Origin of the sequence: Silanimonas sp., assembly GCF_027530345.1 — a bacterium.
GTDB lineage: Bacteria > Pseudomonadota > Gammaproteobacteria > Xanthomonadales > Xanthomonadaceae > Silanimonas.
The window spans coordinates 15925-35987 of sequence record NZ_JAPZQK010000003.1 but is presented as its reverse complement, the minus strand read 5'-3'; the positions used below and the strand labels follow the sequence as shown (position 1 = coordinate 35987).

The following is a 20063-nucleotide window of genomic DNA, read 5'->3' as shown; positions in this document are numbered from 1 at the left end:
CCGGCGGGCCTCAGGGCCCCGCCGCCTCGGCCAGCAGGCCGGGACGGGCGTCCGCCGGAGCCGCCAGCACCTTGCCGCGAAGCGCGGCCCGCTGCGCCGTCCCCATCGTGGCCACGCGCGCCGCCAGCGCGGCGCGGGTCGGCTCGCCCAGGGCCTCGAGTGCGGCGATCAGGGCCGCCTGCTCGCTGGCCGGCACGAAGGCCAGCAGGGGTCGCAGGCCCGGCAGCTGGGTGCCCAACCGGGGGCCGACGGCCCAATCGCGTTGGGATTGCGCATCCAAGGCGGCGAAGGCCGCCCGCTGCGCCTGCTGGGCGTCGACCGGCAGGGCCGCCAGCACGGCCGCCGTGGCCGTCAGCGCTTCGCGCTCCCCGGCATCCAGCGCCTTCCACTCCGCGTGGGCGGCGCGCAGGGCGGAGCGCTCCAGCGCCGGCCGCTGCACCCAGGCGGCATAGGCCGTGCGCAGGGCCTCACGGCGTGCGGTGTCGTAGCCGGCCCACGCCTCGGCGTTGGCCAGCAGGTCGGCCTGCGCGGCCGCGTCCAGCGCCGGCCACGCCGCCTGGACCGGGGCCAGCAGGGCCTGCCGGTCCGCCGGCAAGCTGCCCCAGGGGCGCGCCACGGCCGGGGAGGGGTCGACCGGTGTGGGCAAGGCCACGCCGCGCTGCACGGTCGCCCAGCTCAGAAAGGCGACGCCCTCGCGCCAGGGCGCGGCCGGGGCCGCGTCGAGCAGGGTGAAATCGGGATCCACGACCAGCGCCGCCGCCATGTCGCGGGGCGGCGATCCGGGCGAGGCCTCGAGTGTGGTCGGGGCGGCATCGGCCGAGCCGGCGGCCGTGGCCGGCACGATCGGTGCCGGTGGCCAGATGAAGGTCGCGGCCAGAACGGCCAGAAGGACCAGTGCCACCGCCCCGAGACCCCATTGCAGGGGCGTCGGGCGCCAGCGCGGCCCGCGAGGCCGCCCGATCGGCGCGGCATGGCGCGCCGGCGTGCGCGGCGGCGCATCGGCGGAGGCGGCCTCGCCGCGTGCCTCGCGCTGGAAGGCCTCGTGCCAGCGCATCAACACCGCCGGCCCCACGCCCTGTTCGGCCAGCTTGTCTTCCGCATCGGCCCAGAGCGCGCGGTAGGCGGTTTCCGACAAGCCCATGACGCGAGCGGCGCCGGCCGGCTCCAGGCCGACCACCAGACGCAGCAGAAGCGCGAGCCGACGCGTGTGGGTCAGGCTGTAGAGCGGATGCGCCGGGGTCTGGCCGGAAGGACGGCCGAGCTCGTCGCGAGCCAACAGCAGGCCCCAGTAGCGCAACGGCCATTCGGCCAATGGGAGGCGGGCCGCGCGCGCGCTGAATTCCTCCCGCACGTCGGCCAGCAGGCGCTCGTCGTCGAGCGCCGGACCGGCCTGGGCGCGGGAGAGCACGCGGGCACGCGGCTCGATGCCGCGGAGGAAGGCCGGAAGGGCGGAAGAAGGGGTCGAGCTCACCCCGCGAGTCTAGGCAGGGGCGTCGACAAGGTCACGTTTCGCTTGCCCCCGCAGGCTTGTGCCGTCGTCCGCACTTTTTTTCGTCCACCGGTTGACAGGGGGCCGAACAGCGGCTCCGCCGCGATTTTGTTGGGGTTCTGCGGGGCGCAGTTGTGCACACCCCGGCCTGAGACCCGTTCCCGATCCATTCAGGCGGCCAACCACCCCGCACAGCGCCCCCTTTCACACCCTAAGCCATTGCTTTAAAAGGGATATTTCAGTTTGACTAAAAAATCATCAAGACACAAAGAAGCCGCGAAACAGCGGGGCTGCGCAGCCCCCACCCCATGCCATTCCACAGACTTATCCACAGCGCATGTGGATAAGACCGCGACCCCATTCAAATCAGCAGCTTGTGGTGCACACCTCAGCGAGTGGGCAGCACTGTGCGGCAAGTGGCCCAACGGTCGCACCGGGCGGGGAGAGGGCCTGCGACGGGCCTCAGCGGCGCGCTGGACGCCGCCGCTACACTCGCGGCATGCCGCTCACGACCCTGCAGGTGGCCCTGCCCCGGCCCCTGCCCGCCCCGTTCGACTACCTCCCCGACGAAGGCCGGGAGGCGGACACGGGCTGGATCGGCTGCCGCGTGCGCGTGCCCTTCGGCCGCGGCAGCGCCATGGGCGTGGTGGTCGGCGTGGGACCGAGCGGGGCGGCCGACGCCGTCCTGAAGCCGGTCCTTGAGCGCCTTGACGCACAGCCCCTGGTCGACGCCGAGCTCTGGAGCACGTTGGGCTTCGCCAGCCGCTACTACCATGCGCCGTTCGGCGAGGTGTGGGCCACCGCCCTGCCCGGCCCCCTGCGCGATGGCGAGCCCGTGCTGGACCACCGTGCGTTCGGCTGGCGCCTGACGCCTGCGGGCCGGGCCGGCCTCGAGACCCTGCGCACCGGCCGCCCCAAGGCGCTGGCCGAGGCCTGGGCGGCCACCGGCGACGCCCCGTGGCCCGAAGCCCGACTCGACCTCGAACACCCGGGATGGCGCGATGCGGCCCGACGCTTGGCCGAGCGCGGCGCCGCCGAGCGGGTGCCGATGCCGGCCGCGGTGCGAGCGATCGGCGCTGGCCTCACGCTCAACGACGCTCAGGCCGAGGCCGTCGCAACGATCACGGGCCCCCGAGGCTTCGCGCCCTTCCTGCTCGACGGCGTCACCGGCTCGGGCAAGACCGAGGTCTACCTCGAGGCCATCCGCCATGCCTTGGCGCAGGGGAAGCAGGCGCTGCTGCTGGTGCCGGAAATCGGCCTCACCGCGCAGACCATCGCACGGCTCCAGCGCGGCCTGCCGGTCGAGGTGCACGCGATGCACTCCGGCCTCGCCGACGGCGCCCGCGCCCGGGCCTGGGCGGCGATGCGCAGCGGCGAAGGCCGCGTGCTGGTCGGCACCCGCTCCGCGGTGTTCTGCCCGCTGCCCGAGGCCGGGCTGATCCTCGTCGACGAGGAGCACGACGCCAGCTACAAGCAGCAGGACGGCATCCGCTACCACGCCCGCGACCTCGCGCTCTGGCGCGGCCAGGCCTGCGGTGTTCCGGTGGTGCTGGGCAGCGCCACGCCCGCCCTCGAAACGCAGCGCCAGGCCCTGTCGCGGCGGCTGACGCGGTTGGTGCTTCCCGCACGCGCGCGGGCCGGGGCACGGGCACCGTCGGTGCGCGTGCTCGATGTGCGCAAGCGCAAGCTCGAAGCCGGCCTCGCGCCGGAACTGCTGGACGCGATCGAAAAGACGCTGGAACGCGGCGAGCAGGCGCTGGTGTTCCGCAACCGCCGCGGCTACGCCCCGGTGCTCCTCTGCCACGACTGCGGCTGGAGCGCGCCCTGCAAGCGCTGCGATGCGCCGCTGACCGTGCACGGCGTGGGTCGAAGGCTCATCTGCCACCACTGCGGTTACCGCGCGCCGAAGCCGAACGCCTGCCCCGACTGCGGCAGCCTCGCCCTGCAGCCGCAGGGCCAGGGCACCGAACGCGTGGAGGAGGCGTTGGCCGCCCGATTCCCCGACGCCCGCATCGTCCGCGTCGACCGCGACACCACGGCGGTGAAGGACGGCCTCGCGAAGCGCTTGGCCGAACTCGGCGACGGCCCCGGCATCTTCGTCGGCACGCAGATGCTGGCGAAGGGCCACGACCTGCCCCTGCTCACGCTGTCCGCCGTGGTGTCGATGGACGAGGGCCTGTTCTCTGCCGACTTCCGCGCCGGCGAGCGGCTCGGTCAGTTACTGGTGCAGGTGGCCGGGCGCGCCGGGCGCAGCGAGCGTCCCGGCGAGGTGATCCTGCAGACCCACCATCCCGAACACCCGTGGCTGGCCCTGCTGCTCTCCGGCGGCTACGCGGCGCTGTCGGCCGCCCTGCTGGCGGAACGCGAGGCCGCCGCGCTCCCGCCGTTCGCGCACTGGGCCCTGCTGCGCGCGGAAGCGACCGACGCGGCCGACGCGGAGGCCTTCCTCACCGCGGCTCGGCAGCATCTGCTCGGCGCGGCCGTCGATGGCCAGCGCGTGCCGGGCTTGGATTGGGCCGGCCCGGTACCTGCGCCGATGCCGCGCCGCGCCGGACGCGCCCGCTTCCAGCTGCTGCTGCGCGCCGACGAGCGTCGCGTGCTGCAGGCGGCGCTGGGCGCGGCGGCGTCCGGCTGGTACGCGCTGCCGGAGGCCCGCCGCGTGCGATGGTCGATCGACGTCGATCCGATCGACCTTTACTGAGGGGCGAGCGGCGCGATGAGGCCCTAAAACGAAACGACCGGCACAAGGCCGGTCGTTCGCAAGGCGGGATGCGGAGGCGGCCCGTTACGGCTGCAGGGCCTGCAGCTGCTTCATCGTGGCGGCGTCCACCTCGAGAGTCTCGCCGCTCGGCAGGGTCAACGTGGCCGACTTGAACGCCTGCGTCGCCTGGTCCGTCTCGATGACGAGGCGGCCTTCGCCCTTCTCGCCGGTGATGTTGAAGATCATGACGCTCCGGCCGGCCTGGCTGGCCTCCATCATGGCGCCGAAGTCCATGCCGGCATCGGTCACGGCACCGAAATGCTCCTGCACGGCTGGCACCTGGGCGACGATTTCCTTGCCACCCGCGGAAACCGCTTTCGCGCCGAAGTAGAACATCGCCGCGACGGCGAGCCCGCCGAGGACGATAAGCGTGAGGCAGCCGCCGAGGAACCACGGCCAGAGCTTGCGCTTCTTCTCGGGGGCGGCGGGCGGCGGCGGAAAGGGGGTGTTCATGGGTTCGTTCCTTGTGGGGGTGGGGAAAGGCCGCACGATGCTAGCAGCCCGAAACGACGACGGCGCCCGAAGGCGCCGTCGTTAGGTTGCCCGGCCGGTGGCCGCGGGCTCAGGCCAGCAGCAGGCCGCGCAGCTTCTTCAGCGCATTGGCTTCGATCTGGCGCACGCGCTCGGCCGACACGCCGTACTCGACGGCGAGGTCCTGCAGGGTGGCCTTCTCTTCGGCGAGGAACCGGCGTTGCAGGATGGCGCGCGAGCGGGCGTCGAGGCTGTCGAGGCCCTCGCCCAGCGCGTCGAGCTGCTTCTCTTCGTGGTTCTCGCGCTCGAACAGCGCGGCCGGATCGCCATCGGCCTGCTCGAGGTAGGCGATCGGCGCCGGCGGCGCGTGGTCGTCATCCTCGCCGGCGGGCGCGTCGAAGCCGATGTCGCGGCCGGACAGGCGGGCTTCCATCTCCAGCACTTCGCGCTTCGAGACGTTGAGGTCCTTGGCCACCGCGGTGACCTCGGCGTCGTTCATCCAGCCGAGGCGCGTCTTGCTCTTGCGCAGGTTGAAGAACAGCTTGCGCTGCGCCTTGGTCGTGGCGACCTTCACGATGCGCCAGTTCTTCAGGATGAACTCGTGGATCTCGGCGCGGATCCAGTGCACGGCGAAGCTGACGAGGCGCACGCCCTGGTCGGGGTCGAAGCGCTTCACCGCCTTCATCAGGCCGATGTTGCCTTCCTGCACGAGGTCGCCGACGCCGAGGCCGTAGCCCTGGTAGCCGCGGGCCACGTGGACGACGAAGCGCAGGTGCGAGACGACGAGGGCCTTCGCGGCCTCGAGGTCGCCCTCGTCGCGGAGGCGGCGGGCGAGCGCCTGCTCGTCCTCGACGCTGAGCACGGGGATCTGGTGGACGGCCGCCACATAGGCCTCCAGCGAGCCAAGCGCGCTGGGGATGGGGTAGTTGGCGGTGATCAAGGTCGTGGTCATTCCTGCGTCCCTCGGGGGGTCATGGGGGCAATTTAGCACTCGCCTGCTACGAGTGCTAAGACCCCGGAAAGTTCCACAGCGTTCCACCGGCAGCAGCAATCGCCATAGTCTCATTCACTTATGAGATAACCCCTCGCCCATCGGCGCAGGGCCCGCGCATACTGGAGCGTCCGCCCGGGGCCGGCGGCCACCAGGACGAGGACGCATGCCGAAGAAAGCCGCCACGAAGGCCAAGGGCCCCCTCCAGATGAGCGACCTCGCGAAGATCGCGGGGGTCTCGGAGTCGACGGTCTCCCGCGCGCTGGCCGACCATCCGACGGTAGCCCAGGCCACCCGGGTGAGGATCAAGGCCCTGGCCAGCGAGCTCGGTTACCGCATCAACCCGATCGCGCGCAGCCTGCGCGCGGGGCGCTCCGGCGTCATCGCCGTCGTGGTGCCCCTGCAGCACGATCGCAGCGGGCACCTCACCGACCCGTTCATGATGACGATGCTGACCTACCTCGCCGACGAGCTGACCAGCCGCGGCTACAGCATGCTGCTCTCGAAGGCCGTGCAGGAATCCGGCACCTGGCTCGACGCGACGCTGGCGCAGTCGATCGCCGAGGGGCTGGTGATCATCGGCCAAAGCCACGAGCACGAGGCGATCAACGCCGCCGCCGAGCGCGGCGCGCCACTGGTGGCCTGGGGCGCGCAGATGCCCGGGCAGGCCTACCCCTGCGTCGGCTCGGACAACCACGCCGGCGGGCTGATCGCCACCCGGCACCTGATCCGCCAGGGCCGCCGCCGCATCGCCTTCCTCGGCGACGAGCGGCTGCCGGAAGTGGCGCACCGCTTCGCCGGCTACAGTGAAGCGCTGGCGACGGCGGGCATCGACGACGACCCGCGGCGGCACCTGCGCGCGCCGTTCGACGCGGACGAGGCCTACCGCGCCTTCCGCGGCCTACTCGCACAGGACGTGCCGCTGGACGGTGTGGTCGCGGCCTCCGACGTGATCGCGATCAGCGCCATCCGCGCCCTCAACGACCGCGGCGTGCGCGTGCCCCAGGACGTCTCGGTGGTGGGCTACGACGACGTGCCGCTGGCGCAGTACACGCATCCGGCGCTGACCACCGTGCGGCAGGACCTCAAGCGCGGTGCCGAACTGCTCACGCTCTCGCTGATCGAACGGCTCAACGGCGGCGACCCGCGCCCGGCGCCGATCGCGCCGTCGCTGGTCATCCGCGAATCGGCGTGAGTCGGGACGGACGCCGCCCGCGCGGCGTCAGCGGAACACCCAGACGATTGCCGCGGTGAGCACCAGCAGCGCGACGGCCTGCAGCCGGTAGTTCTGCCAGGCCGGCACGCCGGCCAGCGCCCGCGTCTCGGCGCGGAAGAAGTCCGGGGTCCAGAGCATGGCGTCGACACCGTCCTTCGCCGGGGCGGGGGACAGCAACGAGACGGTCACCAGCACCACCACGCACAGCACGAACAGCAGCGGGGCGACCAGCAGGAAATGCAGCCCCAACGGCTCGGCGGCGACGACGTTCGTCCAGAAGAGGGCACCACCGCCGACCACGCCCGCCACGATGCAGGCCACGGCGCCTCGGGCGTTCGCCCCGCGCCAGAACAGGCCGACCAGGAACAGCGCGCAGATCGGCGGCACCGCGTAGGCCAGCACGGCCTGCAGGTACTGCCACAGCGATTCGAAGCGGGCGATCTGCGGCGCCCACAGCACCGCGAGCACCATGAAGCCCACGGTGGCGAGCCGACCCGTGCGCACCAGCGCGTCGTTGTCCATCTGCGGCCGCCACACGCGGATGAAGTCCATCGTCACCAGCGTGGCCGCCGAATTGAAGGTGCTGGCGATGGACGACATGATCGCGGCGAAGAAGCCGGCGATGACGAGGCCGAGCAGGCCCGCCGGCAACAGGTCGAAGACGAGCGTGGGGTAGACCAGGTCGGGCTTGGCCAGCTCGGGGTAAAGCAGGATCGCGCAGGTGCCCGGGAGCACCATCACCCACAGGACGGGCAGCTTCAGCAGGCCGGCGAACAGCGCGCCCCAGCGGCCGTGGTTCTCGTCCTTGGCCGAAAGAACGCGCTGCACCATGAACTGGTTGGTGCACCAGAAGTAGAAGCCGAGCAGGGGCACGCCGAGGACCAGGCCGGTCCACGGCAGATGCGGGTCGTCGGCGGGTCGGACGAGGGAGAGCTTCTCCGGGTCGACGCTGGCCATCACGTGGTCCCAGCCGCCGGCCTTGTCGAAGGCGAACCAGGCGATGACGATGGCCGCGCCACCAAGGATGACCGCCTGCAGCGTCTCGGTGTAGATCACCGCGCGCAGCCCACCCAGAACCGTGTAGACGCCGGCCGACAGGGCGAGGCCGACGACGATCTGCCACAACGGCACGTCGGGCAGCACCAGGCTGAGCATCAGCGCACCGCCATAGAGCGCGCCCGCGGTGTCGACGACGATGTTGAGGAAGATGGTGAGACCGGAGAAATAGGTGCGCGACGCGCGGCTGTAGCGGCGTTCGAGGTACTCGGGAAGCGTGTAGACCTGCGAACGCAGCAGGAACGGCAGGAAGAACACACAGAAGAAGGCCAGCACCACGGTGGCCATCCACTCGTAGTTGTAGACCGCGATGCCGGAGGCGAAGGCCGCGCCGGCGAGGCCCACGAGCGTGGTCGACGAGATGTTCGAGGCCAGCAGCGCCGACCCGATCACCGGCCAGGACATCGAACGCGAGGCGAGGAAATAGTCCTGGGCGCTCTGCTTGCCGCGGGCGACGAACAAGCCCAGGCCGATGACGACGAGGAAATAGAGCGCGACGATCGCGTAGTCGATGCCGGCCAGCTGCGGGTTCACGTTGCCCATGTGCGGATCGTACCGGTAGCGCGGGCCCCTCCCCGCCGGCGAACGATGCCCGCAGCCCACCGCAAATGCAATCGGTTGCGCTAATGGCGCGTGCTGCACCACAGCATACGAATGGAATCGCAACCGCGGAACGGAAAAACACCCTAGATATAAGCACCGTATGGACACCAAAGTGAGGCGACATCGCCTTCACGCGGGGCACTTGCAATCGTTTGCATCGAGGCGTATCCATGACGAACCAGCGGCCGCCGCTGGCAAAGCCATCATGCCGTTCCTGGGAGGGGAGGCCATGCACCACACACCACGCAAACCCAATCGCCGCGCGCTCGCGGCCGTCATTGCCCTGCTGCTTGCCGCGCCCTTCGCCGCTGCGCAGGCACCCGCTGCGTCGCCCGGGCCCGACGACGAAGCCCCGACGCCCCAGAGCCTCGACGCGATCATCGTCACCGGCACGCCGGCGGCGCAGACCAAGCTCGAATCGAGCGTCTCGATCTCGACCATCGGCGTCGAACAGATCGAGCAGTCGGCGCCGCGCTCGACGGCGGAGATCTTCCGCAACATCCCCGGCGTGCGCTCCGAGAGCACCGGCGGCGAAGGCAACGCCAACATCGCCGTGCGCGGCCTGCCGGTCGCGGCCGGTGGCGCGAAGTTCCTGCAGCTGCAGGAGGACGGCATGCCGGTGCTGGAGTTCGGCGACATCGCCTTCGGCAACGCCGACATCTTCCTGCGCGCCGACTGGAGCCTGGATCGCATCGAAGCGCTTCGCGGCGGCTCGGCCTCGACCTTCGCCAGCAATTCGCCCGGCGGCATCATCAACTTCGTCAGCAACACCGGCGAGGTGCAGGGCGGCGCGATCGGCCTCACCGCCGGCCTCGACTACGACAGCTTCCGCACCGACTTCCGCTACGGTGGGCCGATCAACGACCAGTGGCGCTTCCACGTGGCCGGCTTCTACCGCCGCGGCGACGGCGTGCGCGACCCCGGCTACACCGCGGAAGACGGCGGCCAGATCAAGGCCAACCTGACGCGCGAACACGATGGCGGCTTCCTGCGTTTCCACCTGAAGCTGCTCGACGACCGCGCCATCGGCTACCTGCCGATGCCAGTGCGCGTCACCGGCACGAACCGCAACCCGCGCTTCTCCGGCTTCCCGGGCTTCGACCCGGGCCGCGACACGCCGCACAGCCCGAACTTCCTCACCGACATCGGCCTCGACGGCAACAACCAGCGCCGCCGCACCGACATCGCCGACGGCATGCGGCCGAAGTCGACGGCTTTCGGCCTCGAGTTCCAGCGCGCCTTCGACAACGGCTGGACGCTGGACAACCGCTTCCGCTACGCCGACACCGACGGCCGCTTCGTCTCGCCGTTCCCGGCCGAGGTGGATGACGGCGCCGACATCGCCGCCTCGATCGGTGGCGCCGGCGCGCGCCTCGTGACCGCGGGCAGCGCGGCGACCAGCCCGGCCTACACGGGCCTCGCGATCCGCGAGCACCTGTTCAACACCGAGATCAATGATTTCGGCAACTACGCCAACAACCTGCAGCTGTCGAAGGCCTTCGACAGCGCCGGTGGCACGCTCGACCTCGCCGGTGGCTGGTACCGTTCGCGGCAGAACATCGACATGGACTGGGTCTGGAACAGCTACGTGCTGGCGCTGGACGGCAACGACGCGCGCCTGCTCGACGTCATCAGCGCCACGGGCCAGCGGCTCTCGACGAACGGCCTCTACGCCTACGGCGTGCCCTTCTGGGGCAACTGCTGCACGCGCAGCTACAACACGAAGTACGTCATCGACGCGCCCTACCTGTCGCTGGCCTGGTCCAATGACCGCCTGAGCGTGGACGCCAGCGTCCGCCGCGACAACGGCGAAGCGACGGGCAACTACGCGGGCTCGGTGCAGGTCGCCAACCTCGACGTCAACGGCAACGGCACCATCGAGCCGACCGAGCGCAGCGTCTCGACCGTCAACAATGCCGCAGTGTCCCCGGTGAACTACGACTGGGGCTACACCTCGTGGTCGGTCGGCATGAACTGGCTCGCCAGCGACGACCTCGCCTACTTCGCCCGCGCCAGCCGCGGCGGCCGCGCCAATGCCGACCGCCTCCTGTTCGGCGTGGTCCGTGCCGACGGCTCGGTGCGCTCGGAAGACGCCGTCGACCTCGTCGACCAAGTCGAAGCCGGCGTGAAGTGGCGCTGGGAGGGCCTCGACCTGTACCTCACCGCGTTCCGCGCGGAGACCGAGGAGCAGAACTTCGAGGCCACCAACCAGCGCTTCCTCAACCGCACGTACCTCGCCAAGGGCATCGAGATCGAGGGCGCGTGGCGCTCGGGCGCGTTCTCGGTGAACGGTGGCGCCACGTGGACCGATGCGGAGATCTCGCGCGACCAGATCAGCCCGGCGAACGTGGGCAACACGCCGCGCCGCCAGGCCGATTGGGTCTACCAGGTGACGCCGGCCTATGCGTTCGAGCGCTGGACGATCGGCGCCAACGTGATCGGCACGACCGACAGCTACGCGCAGGACAACAACGCGCTGGTGATGCCGGGCTTCGTGCAGACCAACCTGTTCGCCGACTGGCGGGTGACCGACGCGCTGACGCTGACGCTGAACGTCAACAACGTCTTCGACGAGTTCGGCATCACCGAGTCGGAGGAAGGCGCGATCGTCGACAACGCGGCGAACATCATCCGCGCGCGCTCGATCCCGGGGCGTTCGACGGCGCTGTCCCTGCGTTACGACTTCTGACGGGCCGTTGCGCATGGGAATGGGCACCGCCAACGCCGCCACCGAGGCCACGCCGGATCCCGGCTGGGCCGCGCGATGGGCACGCTTCGGGCCTCGGCTCGAAGCGGCCTTGGGCTCGGTGTACGGCACGCTCGATCCCGCGTGGTACGCGCGTCTGGTCGACGACATCGCGGCACGCGCGGCGGCTCGCCCCGCCACGCTCCGCGCCCTCGATGCCGACGCACCGAGGGCGTGGCTGACCGATCCGGCGACGATCGGCTATTGCACCTATGTCGACCGCTTCGGCGGCACGCTGGCCGGGGTGGCACGGCGCGTCGACCACCTCGATGCGCTGGGCGTGCGCTACCTGCACCTGCTGCCCTTCCTCGCCATGCGCGAGGGCGACAGCGACGGCGGCTTCGCCGTGCGCGACTACGGCGATGTCGAACCGCGCCTCGGCACGATGGCCGACCTCGAGGCGCTCGCCGCCACCTTGCGCCCGCGCGGCATCCACCTGTGCGCCGACTTCGTGCTCAACCACTGCTCGGACGACCACGCGTGGGCGAAGGCGGCGCGCGCCGGGGATCCGTTCTACCGCGCGTTCTTCCACGTGCTGCCCGATGACGCCGCCGTGGCGCGCCACGAAGCGCACCTCGGCCAGGTGTTCCCGCGCACCGCGCCGGGCAACTTCACCGTCGTCTCCGGTCTGGGCCACGTGTGGACCACGTTCTACCCCTACCAGTGGGACCTGAACTGGGCGAACCCGGAGGTCTTCCGCGCCATGGCGCTGGCCCTGCTGGATCTCGCCAACCGCGGCGTCGAGTGCTTCCGCCTCGATTCCACCGCCTTCCTGTGGAAGCGCGAAGGCACGCCGTGCATGAATCTACCGGAGGCGCATCGCCTGCTGCAGGCCTTGCGCGCCGTCGTCGACCTCGCAATGCCCTCCGTGGTGTTGAAGGCGGAAGCGATCGTGCCGATGCGCGAGCTGCCGCCCTACTTCGGCACGGCGAGCGCCCCCGAATGCCACATCGCCTACCAGAGCTCGCTGATGGCCGCGGGCTGGGCGGGGCTGGCGCTGGGCCGCGCCGATCTGGTCGCCAACGTGCTGGAGCGCACGCCGACGCTGCCGGACGACGCCACGTGGCTGCACTACGTGCGCTGCCACGACGACATCGTGTGGCCCGTGCTCGATGACGAGGCGGCCGGCCGCAGCGGCGTGCCGGGATTCGACCTCGCGGCGCTCTCGCGCCACTACGCCGGCGACGCGCCGGGCAGCACCGCGCGCGGCGAGGCCTTCCAGAGCGATGGCGGCCACGCGCACGGCAGCAACGGCATGGCCAGCGCCCTGGCCGGGCTGGACTGGGCCCACGCACACGACGACGAGGCCGAGCGCGAGTGGGCGCTGCGACGCGTCCTGCTGCTCTACGGGATCGCGATGGTGTTGCCGGGCATTCCGCTCATCTACATGGGCGACGAACTCGCCCAAGGCAACGACGAAAGCTTCCGCGCCGATCCCGAGCGCCGCCACGAAGGCCGCTGGCTGCACCGCCCCGCCTTCGACGATGCGGCCGCAGCGCAGCGGCATGATCCGACGAGCGACGCGGGCCGCGTGTTCGGCGCACTGCGCGGCATGCGGCAGGCGCGCGCCATGGTGCCGGCGCTGGCCGACCGCGCGGTCGATGCGGGCGCGCACGGCCCCGTGCTCACGGTGGCGCGCGGCACCGGCCTGTTCGCGGCATTCAACCTCGGTCGCGAGGGCGCGAGCGTGGCGTTGCCGGAGGGCCGCTGGCGGCGACTCGCGATCGATGCCCACACCACGCCCGACGACGGCGCGTCCGCCGGTGCCATCGCGCTCGCCCCCTACGAACAGGGCTGGTGGGTGCGCGCATGAGCGCGGGCGGAACGGTTCGCATCGCCGCCGTCGAAGCCGGCGGCACGAAGATGATCGCCGCACTCTGCGATGCCGACGGCACACCGCTGGAGCAGGCGCGCATCGCCACCCGCGATCCGCAGGCCACCCTCGCCGAAGTCCGCGATTTCCTCGAAGCCGCGCAAGGGCGCCATGGCGCCGCGCAGGCGAGCGGCGTCGCCAGTTTCGGCCCGCTCACGCTCGATCCGGGCGCCGCCGACTTCGCCCACCTTCGCCGTACGCCGAAGGCCGGCTGGAGCGGCACCGACTTGCGAGCGATGTTGCCCGCCAATCTTCGCGCCGCGCCCTTCGCCATCGACACCGACGTGAATGCCGCGGCGCTCGCCGAGCAGCGCCACGGCGCCGGTCGCGGCCTGGCCTCGGTGGCCTACGTCACCGTCGGCACCGGCATCGGCGTCGGCCTCGTGCTCGACGGCCGGCCGGTGCACGGGCTGCTGCATCCCGAGGCAGGCCACCTGTGGCCACGTCGCGCCGCGGACGATCCGTTCCCCGGCGCCTGCCCGTTCCACGGCGACTGCGTCGAAGGCCTGGCCAGCGGCCCGGCGATCGAAGCGCGCTGGGGGGCTGCGCTCGATGCACTGCCGCCCGACCACCGCGCCTTCGACCTGCAGGCCGACTACCTCGGCCAACTCGCGGCCCAGGTCATCCTTCTCGCCGCGCCGGAGCGCATGGTGTTCGGCGGCGGCGTCATGGCGCAGCAGGCGTTGTTCCCGCGGCTTCGCGCGCGCACGCGACACTGGTTGGGTGGCTACATCGACAGCCCGATGCTGTCGCACGACGCACACGGGCGCGACCGGCTCGATGACTTCATCGTGCCGCCGGCGCTGGGCACGGCCTCCGGATTGCGCGGCGCTTTCGAGCTCGGCCGCGACGCCTTGCGGGCCAACGCTGCAGGCTGAGCCTCAGGGCGCCGGCAGCGACCAGTCGATCGGCGCGGAGCCCAAGCCCTGCAGCCAGCGGTTGGCCTTGCCGAAATGCCCGCAGCCGAGGAAGCCGCGATGCGCGGACAAGGGCGACGGATGCGGCGCCTTCAGCACGCAGTGGCGCTGCCGGTCGATCAGCTCGCCCTTCTTCTGCGCGTAGCTGCCCCACAGCAGGAACACCAGGCCTTCGCGCTCGCGGGAGAGCGCGCCGATGATCGCGTCGGTGAAGCCTTCCCAACCTTTTCCCGCATGGCTGCCGGCGCGCCCCTCCTCGACGCTGAGCACGGCGTTCAACAGCAGCACGCCCTGCGCCGCCCAAGACTCCAGGCAGCCGTGGCGCGGCATCGGCTGCCCGAGGTCGCGCTCGATCTCCTTGAAGATGTTGAGCAGCGACGGCGGGATGGCGATGCCCGGTGGCACCGAGAAGCTGAGCCCATGCGCCTGCCCCGGCCCGTGGTAGGGGTCCTGGCCGAGGATGACCACGCGCACCGCGTCGAACGGCACGGCGTCGAGCGCGGCGAACATCAGCCGGCCCGGCGGGTGCACGCGCTTGCCCGCGGCCTTCTCCGCACGCAGGAAGGCGGCGAGCGCCTGCATGTCGGCGCGCTCGAGGTAGGCCCCGACGCGCGCCGCCCAGCTCGGGTGCAGGGCCACGGCCATGGCGAGGGGATCAGCGCTTCGCGTTGCGCAGGCTGCCGGTGATCTTGCTGCCGTCTTGCGTGGCGAGCATGCAGACCACCTCCTGGTCACCATTGGTCCAGCTTTCCGGCGTGGGCTCGAGCGTGGTGAACACGTACTCGGAGCTGTCGTAGTCGAGACCGACATAAGGCTCGAACGCCGCGAGGCAGCCAGCCTCGACGGCCTTGTCCATCGCGCCGCGCTCGGGGAACGCACCGCCCGGCAGGTCGAACAGATGGTAGACCTCGGACAGATGCGGCTTGTCGCAGGCGATCTTCACCGTCTCCGACACTTCGCCCGAGGTGTCGTCGATCAGGCAGTCACCGACCGCGAGGTCGAACACACCAACCTCCTCGGAGCCATCGGCATTGGGTGCGCTGCAGGCGGCGAGCATCACGGCGAGCGCGAGGGGGGTAAGCAGGCGAAAGGACATGCGGGGGGTCTCAGTGGTGGGGAAATCGGATGGGGGGCGGCGGCGCGGGCGCCGCATTCGAAGCGCCGCGGCTCAGGCCTGGCCGTGGCGCTCGCGCAGCAGGCGGCCGACGCGCAGCTGGAACAGCAGCTTGGTGATCAGCAGGCGCTCCTCGATCGGCTTGAGCACGAGGTCGTTGGCGCCGCTGCGCAGCAGCTCGGTCTGGTTGGCGGGGTTGGCGTCGCCGGTCATCACCAGCACAGGAAGCTGGCCCTTTGGATAGCCGAAATCATTGCGGATCGACTTCACCAGGTCTTTGCCGGTGAGCTCGCCCTTCAAGTAGACGTCGGTCAGCACCACGTCGCAGCCGGGTACGCGGCCCTGCGTCAGCGCCGATTCCAGCCAGGCGATGGCGTCCTCGACACCACTACAGTGCATCACCTTCAGGCCGTGCTTCTCGAGCATGCGCCGCGTGGCGACGGCGACGACCTTGCTGTCCTCGACGTACAGCACTTCGCCGCCAGGCGCGCCTTCCGGCGCGACGTAGCCCTTGATGAAAGCGGCCAGCGCGGTGAAGCCCAGCGACTTGTCGAAGTAGTCGGTGACGTCGTCGGTGATCGAGCGCGTCTCGAGGCGGTCCTGCACGTCGCCGGAGACCACGATGATCGGGATGTAGGCCTGCGGCGTGTGCTCGCGCAGGTAGCGCGCGAGCTCGAGGCCGTCCATGTCGGGTAGCCGCAGCGCCGTGGTGACGAGGTTGATGGCGCCCTGCTGCAGGGCCACCTTCGCCTCGTCGCCGTTCTCGCAGAGGATGATCTCGGCCTGCGGCAACTGCTGGCGCAGCACGCCCTCGATCATCTTGCGCACCACCTTCGAGCCATCGACCACGAGGATGCGTGGCGAGGTGTTGTCGAAGGTGCGGAACGCGGGTGTGCTCATGAGCCGGCCGGGAGCGAAGTCCGCAGATAATGGCCCGCCGCCACCCGCGCGCCAAGCCAGCCCAGCGCCGCGGCGCTGGCCAGGACGGCGGCCGCCTCGCCCACGCCGGGGCCGGCCAGCGCGAATCCGCCGGCATAGGTCGCCACCAGCTCGGCCATCGGCGCGCGCAGCAGGGCCCCGATGGCGAACACGCCGGCCAGCGCCAGCGCACCGGACAGCGCGCCCAGCAGCACGCCGAAATGCAGCAGCGGGCGGCGGATGTCGGCATCGTCGGCGCCGAGCTGCTGCAACAGCGCGATCTCCTCGCGACGCGTCGCGAGGTCGAGGCGCACGGTGTTGCCCACCACCAGCACCGCGCCGGCGGCCAGCAGCAGGGCCAGCAGGCCCACCGCACGACGGCCCAGCGCCAGCCAGGCGTCGAGACGCGCGCGCCAGGCGGCGTCGTACTGCACGCTGTCCACGCCGGCCTCGGCCTGCAGGGCGGTGGCGAGCGCCGCCGGGTCGTTGGCGACGCCCTCCTGCGGCGAAACCACCAGCACCCAGGGGAGCGGATTGCCGTCGAGCAGATCGAGCGCGCCCGCGAGGTCGCTCATCTGCCGGAACTCGGCGAGCCCCTCGTCCGGCGTGCGCAGCACGACGCCGGCGACATCGGACCGGGCGCGCCAGGCCTCGGCGAGGCGGCGGGCGTCGGCCGGCTTGGCGTCCGCCTCGAGGAAAACGCTGATCTCGCGGGCGGCGTCGAGCGTGCCGGCGAAGCGCAGGGCGTTGGCGAGGAAGAGGCCGAGCAGCAAGGGCAGCAGCAGGGCCAGCGCGAACACCGAAAGCGTCGCCGCGGTGGCCAGCTTCGCCACACGCAGGCGCGCGACGGCATCGGCGAAGGCGCGGCGGTGGCTTCGGCCCCATGCCCCGACGCCGGGGCCGCCATACACCTCGCGGCGCGCCGCGCTGCGATTCACGCTCATGCGGCGAGGTCCTGCGCGGCGATGTCGTCCACCAGCCGCCCTTCGTGCAGCACCAAGGTGCGCTGGCGCGTGCGCTTGATCAGCGCGAGGTCGTGGCTGGCGATCAGCACCGTGGTGCCGCGCTCGGGGAGTTCGAGGAACAGGCCCATGATCTCGGCGGCCAGCTGCGGATCGAGGTTGCCGGTCGGTTCGTCGGCCACCAGCAGCACCGGTGAACCGACGATGGCGCGGGCGATGCCCACGCGCTGCTGCTCACCGGTGGAGAGCTGGGGCGGCAAGGCGGCGAGGCGGTCACCGAGGCCCACCCGGCCCAACACCTCGCGCACCCGCGGCAGCACCTCGGCTTCCGGGGCGCTGGCGATGCGCAGGGGAAGGGCCACGTTGTCGGCGACGTTCCAATGCGGCAGCAGCCGGTGGTCCTGGAACACCACGCCGACGCGACGCCGGTAGCGGGCGATGTCGCGGCCGCGCACGGCGGCCAGATTGCGGTCTTCCAGCAGCACCGCGCCGCGGTCGGGCCGCTCGGCGAGGTGCAGCAGCTTCAGCAGGGTGCTCTTGCCGGCCCCGCTGTGGCCGGTGACGAACAGCACCTCGCCGGCCTCGACGCCGAAGCTCACGTCCTGCAGGGCGGCACGGCCGCCCGGGTACTGCTTGTGGACCGCGTCGAAGCGCAGCAGGGGCATCGTCAGCCGCCGAACCAGCCCTTCACGCGGGCGGCCATGCGGGCGAAGAAGCTGTCCTTCGACACGCCGACCGGGCCGGCCACGGCGCCCGGGGCGGTCGTGGGCGCACCTTCGGCGCCGCGCTCACCGCGCGGCTTGCGACGGCGGCGACGGCGACGGCGCTCGGCATCGGCCGGGCTCTCGGCGGCGTTCGGGACGTCCGTCGCCTGCATCGGAACCGCCTCGCCCTCGGGCTTCGGCGCGCGCTCGGGGCGCGGGCCACGCTCGCCTTCCGGACGCGGGGGGCGCGGACCGCGCTCACCCTCGGCACGCGGCGGACGCGGGCCACGGTCGCCGCGGCCGTCATCGCGACCTTCGCGACGCGGACCACCGCTGCTGCGGCCACCGCCAGCGCCGCCACGGCCACCGCGGCCGTGCTTGGCGTCCTTCTCGGCCATCTCGGCCCGGGCTTCGCGGAAGATGTCGCTGACGCGCTCGACCGGCTCGGCGCCTTCCGGCAGGGCCTCGCGCTCCGGGCGCGGCAGGGCGGTGAGCAGGTCGGTGGTGACCGCTTCGACCGGGATCTTCTGCTCGATGTACGTCTCGACCGCCGGCAGGTGCTGCGCGTACAGCTCGCAGGCGAAGGTGATGGCATCGCCCTCGGCGCCGAGGCGCGCGGTGCGGCCGATGCGGTGCACGTAGTCCTCGGCCTCGAAGGGCAGGTCGAAGTTGTAGACGTGGCTCACGCCGTCGATGTGCAGGCCGCGGGCGGCCACGTCGGTGGCGACGAGGATCTCGAGCTCGCGGCGCTGGAACTTCGCCAGCAGGCTCTGGCGCTTCTTCTGCGGCACGTCGCCGCTGAGCACGCCGACGAGGTAGCCGCCGCGCTCCAGCGCGCGGCCGACGCGCTCGACCATCGCCTTGGTGTTCACGAACACCATCGTGCGGTTGCCCGGGCTGCGCGAGAGCAGGCCCAGCAGCAGCGGGATCTTCTCGTCGTTGGCCGGGAAGTAGATCTTCTGCCGCACGCGGGCGGCGGTGATCGTCTCGGTCTCGACGACCAGCTTCTCCGGCTCGTTCATGTGCTCGTACGCGAGCTCGAGCACGCGGTGGCTGAGCGTGGCCGAGAACAGCAGGGTCTGGCGCTCCTCGCGGGCCGGCAGGCGGCGCATCAGGAAGCGCAGGTCCTTGATGAAGCCGAGGTCGAACATGCGGTCGGCCTCGTCGAGGATGCAGACCTCGCAGGCGTGCAGGCTGACGACATGCTGCTTCACGTAGTCGATCAGGCGGCCGGGCGTAGCGATGATCACGTCGGTGCCGGCCTGCAGCAGCTCGCGCTGCTTGTCGTAGTCGACGCCGCCGTAGACCAGCGTGTAGCGCAGGCCGAGGGCCGAGCCGAACTTCAGCGCGTCCTTGTGGATCTGGATGGCGAGTTCGCGGGTCGGGGCGAGGATCAGGGCGCGGGGGTCGCTGTCCTTGCGGTTGGCCAGCGCCGGGCGGGTGAGCAGGCGGTTCACCATGCTCACGAGGAAGGCCAGGGTTTTGCCGGTGCCGGTCTGGGCCTGGCCGGCGACGTCGCCGCCGCGCAGCGTGACCGGGAAGGTCATGGCCTGGATGGGGGTGCAGCGGGAGAACCCGGCTTCCTCGAGGCCGGCCATCAGGGCCGGGTGAAGGTCGAAACTGGACAGGGTGACGTCGGTCAGCGGTTTGTCGCTCATGGGATCCTTGGGTGTGCTCGTCAGCTTGAAGCGGCGGCGCGGCGCGCCTGCGGGTGAACCGGTTCGGTTCGGTCTTGCGCCCGCTTCACGCGCGGTCGCACACTGCGGCCGCGGGGGCCGGCACCTCGGGGTTGCCAACCGCTCCGAGGGCCCCCAAGTGTACCAGTCATGGCCGCGGCGCCCGCGGCAGCCCATCGAGGACCTCCCATGAGCGACAAGATCTCCCACGTCGGCGATGCCGATTTCTCCACCGCGGTGCTCGGCAGCGACGTCCCCGTGCTGGTCGATTTCTGGGCCGAGTGGTGCGGCCCGTGCAAGGCCATCGCCCCTTTGCTGGACGACGTGGCCAAGGCCTACGACGGCAAGGTCAAGGTGGTGAAGATCAACATCGACGACAACCCGCAGACCCCACGCCAGTACGCGGTGCGCGGCATCCCGACACTGATGATGTTCAAGGGCGGCAAGGTCGCCGGCACCCATGTCGGCCTGGCCGGCAAGCCGCAGCTGACGGCCTTCATCGACAAGAGCCTCTGAGGCTCGCCTGCTGAACCGGAGGCCGCCCGAGACTTGCCGGGCGGCCTCTG

Annotated in this window: 16 protein-coding genes; 6 read left to right on the top strand and 10 right to left on the bottom strand. The window is 71.4% G+C overall.

The features are described 5' to 3' along the window. Positions 1-10: 10 nt before the first annotated feature. Entirely contained in the window at positions 11-1471 is a 1461-nt protein-coding gene (locus O9255_RS01350) for a DUF3106 domain-containing protein (protein ID WP_297865028.1), read from the bottom strand. Positions 1472-1988: 517 nt separating this feature from the next. Here O9255_RS01350 and O9255_RS01345 point away from each other — a divergent pair. Continuing rightward, complete coding sequence (locus O9255_RS01345) at positions 1989-4190, top strand: primosomal protein N' (protein ID WP_297865027.1); 2202 nt, start codon at positions 1989-1991, stop codon at positions 4188-4190. Positions 4191-4274: 84 nt separating this feature from the next. Here the strand turns inward: O9255_RS01345 and O9255_RS01340 are convergent, their stop codons facing one another. After that, positions 4275-4703: a hypothetical protein gene (locus tag O9255_RS01340; RefSeq protein WP_297865026.1), complete on the bottom strand. Its 429-nt coding sequence runs from the start codon at positions 4701-4703 to the stop codon at positions 4275-4277. Between the two features lie 109 nt (positions 4704-4812). After that, on the bottom strand, positions 4813-5673 hold the full coding sequence (gene rpoH, locus O9255_RS01335; RefSeq protein WP_297865025.1) for an RNA polymerase sigma factor RpoH: 861 nt from the start codon (positions 5671-5673) through the stop codon (positions 4813-4815). Positions 5674-5878: 205 nt separating this feature from the next. Between rpoH and O9255_RS01330 the strand changes: the two genes are divergently transcribed. After that, positions 5879-6907, top strand: coding sequence for a LacI family DNA-binding transcriptional regulator (locus O9255_RS01330; RefSeq protein WP_297865024.1), 1029 nt, complete (start codon positions 5879-5881; stop codon positions 6905-6907). 27 nt (positions 6908-6934) lie between these two features. On the opposite strand, the gene O9255_RS01325 is transcribed toward O9255_RS01330, so the two are convergent. After that, positions 6935-8527: a sodium:solute symporter gene (locus O9255_RS01325; RefSeq protein WP_297865023.1), complete on the bottom strand. Its 1593-nt coding sequence runs from the start codon at positions 8525-8527 to the stop codon at positions 6935-6937. Positions 8528-8816: 289 nt separating this feature from the next. Here O9255_RS01325 and O9255_RS01320 point away from each other — a divergent pair, with 289 nt between their 5' ends. From O9255_RS01320 to O9255_RS01310, 3 genes are read left to right on the top strand one after another with little or no spacing between them, the layout of a single operon-like run. Further along, positions 8817-11276: a TonB-dependent receptor gene (locus O9255_RS01320; protein WP_297865022.1), complete on the top strand. Its 2460-nt coding sequence runs from the start codon at positions 8817-8819 to the stop codon at positions 11274-11276. A gap of 19 nt (positions 11277-11295) precedes the next feature. Beyond that, positions 11296-13146, top strand: a complete 1851-nt coding sequence (locus O9255_RS01315) for an alpha-amylase family glycosyl hydrolase (protein ID WP_297865021.1) — start codon at positions 11296-11298, stop codon at positions 13144-13146. Further along, positions 13143-14084 (top strand): ROK family protein, encoded by a 942-nt coding sequence (locus O9255_RS01310; protein ID WP_297865020.1) that lies wholly within the window; start codon positions 13143-13145, stop codon positions 14082-14084. Before O9255_RS01315 ends, O9255_RS01310 begins: the two co-directional genes overlap by 4 nt. A gap of 3 nt (positions 14085-14087) precedes the next feature. On the opposite strand, the gene ung is transcribed toward O9255_RS01310, so the two are convergent. From ung to rhlB, 6 genes are all read right to left on the bottom strand, one after another. Beyond that, a complete protein-coding gene (ung, locus tag O9255_RS01305; RefSeq protein ID WP_297865019.1) occupies positions 14088-14768 on the bottom strand; it encodes a uracil-DNA glycosylase in 681 nt (226 codons plus the stop codon). A gap of 10 nt (positions 14769-14778) precedes the next feature. Further along, on the bottom strand, positions 14779-15219 hold the full coding sequence (locus O9255_RS01300) for a septum formation family protein (RefSeq protein ID WP_297865018.1): 441 nt from the start codon (positions 15217-15219) through the stop codon (positions 14779-14781). Positions 15220-15291: 72 nt separating this feature from the next. After that, positions 15292-16137 carry a response regulator gene (locus tag O9255_RS01295; RefSeq protein ID WP_297865017.1) on the bottom strand — a complete coding sequence of 282 codons (846 nt, stop codon included), beginning with the start codon at positions 16135-16137 and terminating at the stop codon, positions 15292-15294. Then, on the bottom strand, positions 16134-17099 hold the full coding sequence (locus O9255_RS01290) for a permease-like cell division protein FtsX (RefSeq protein WP_297865016.1): 966 nt from the start codon (positions 17097-17099) through the stop codon (positions 16134-16136). Before O9255_RS01290 ends, O9255_RS01295 begins: the two co-directional genes overlap by 4 nt. Then, complete coding sequence (gene ftsE / locus O9255_RS01285; protein ID WP_297865015.1) at positions 17096-17782, bottom strand: cell division ATP-binding protein FtsE; 687 nt, start codon at positions 17780-17782, stop codon at positions 17096-17098. Before ftsE ends, O9255_RS01290 begins: the two co-directional genes overlap by 4 nt. Before the next feature lie 2 nt (positions 17783-17784). Next, a complete protein-coding gene (gene rhlB, locus O9255_RS01280) occupies positions 17785-19479 on the bottom strand; it encodes an ATP-dependent RNA helicase RhlB (protein WP_297865014.1) in 1695 nt (564 codons plus the stop codon). Positions 19480-19686: 207 nt separating this feature from the next. Here rhlB and trxA point away from each other — a divergent pair, with 207 nt between their 5' ends. Beyond that, positions 19687-20013, top strand: coding sequence for a thioredoxin TrxA (gene trxA, locus O9255_RS01275; RefSeq protein WP_297865013.1), 327 nt, complete (start codon positions 19687-19689; stop codon positions 20011-20013). Positions 20014-20063 lie beyond the last annotated feature (50 nt).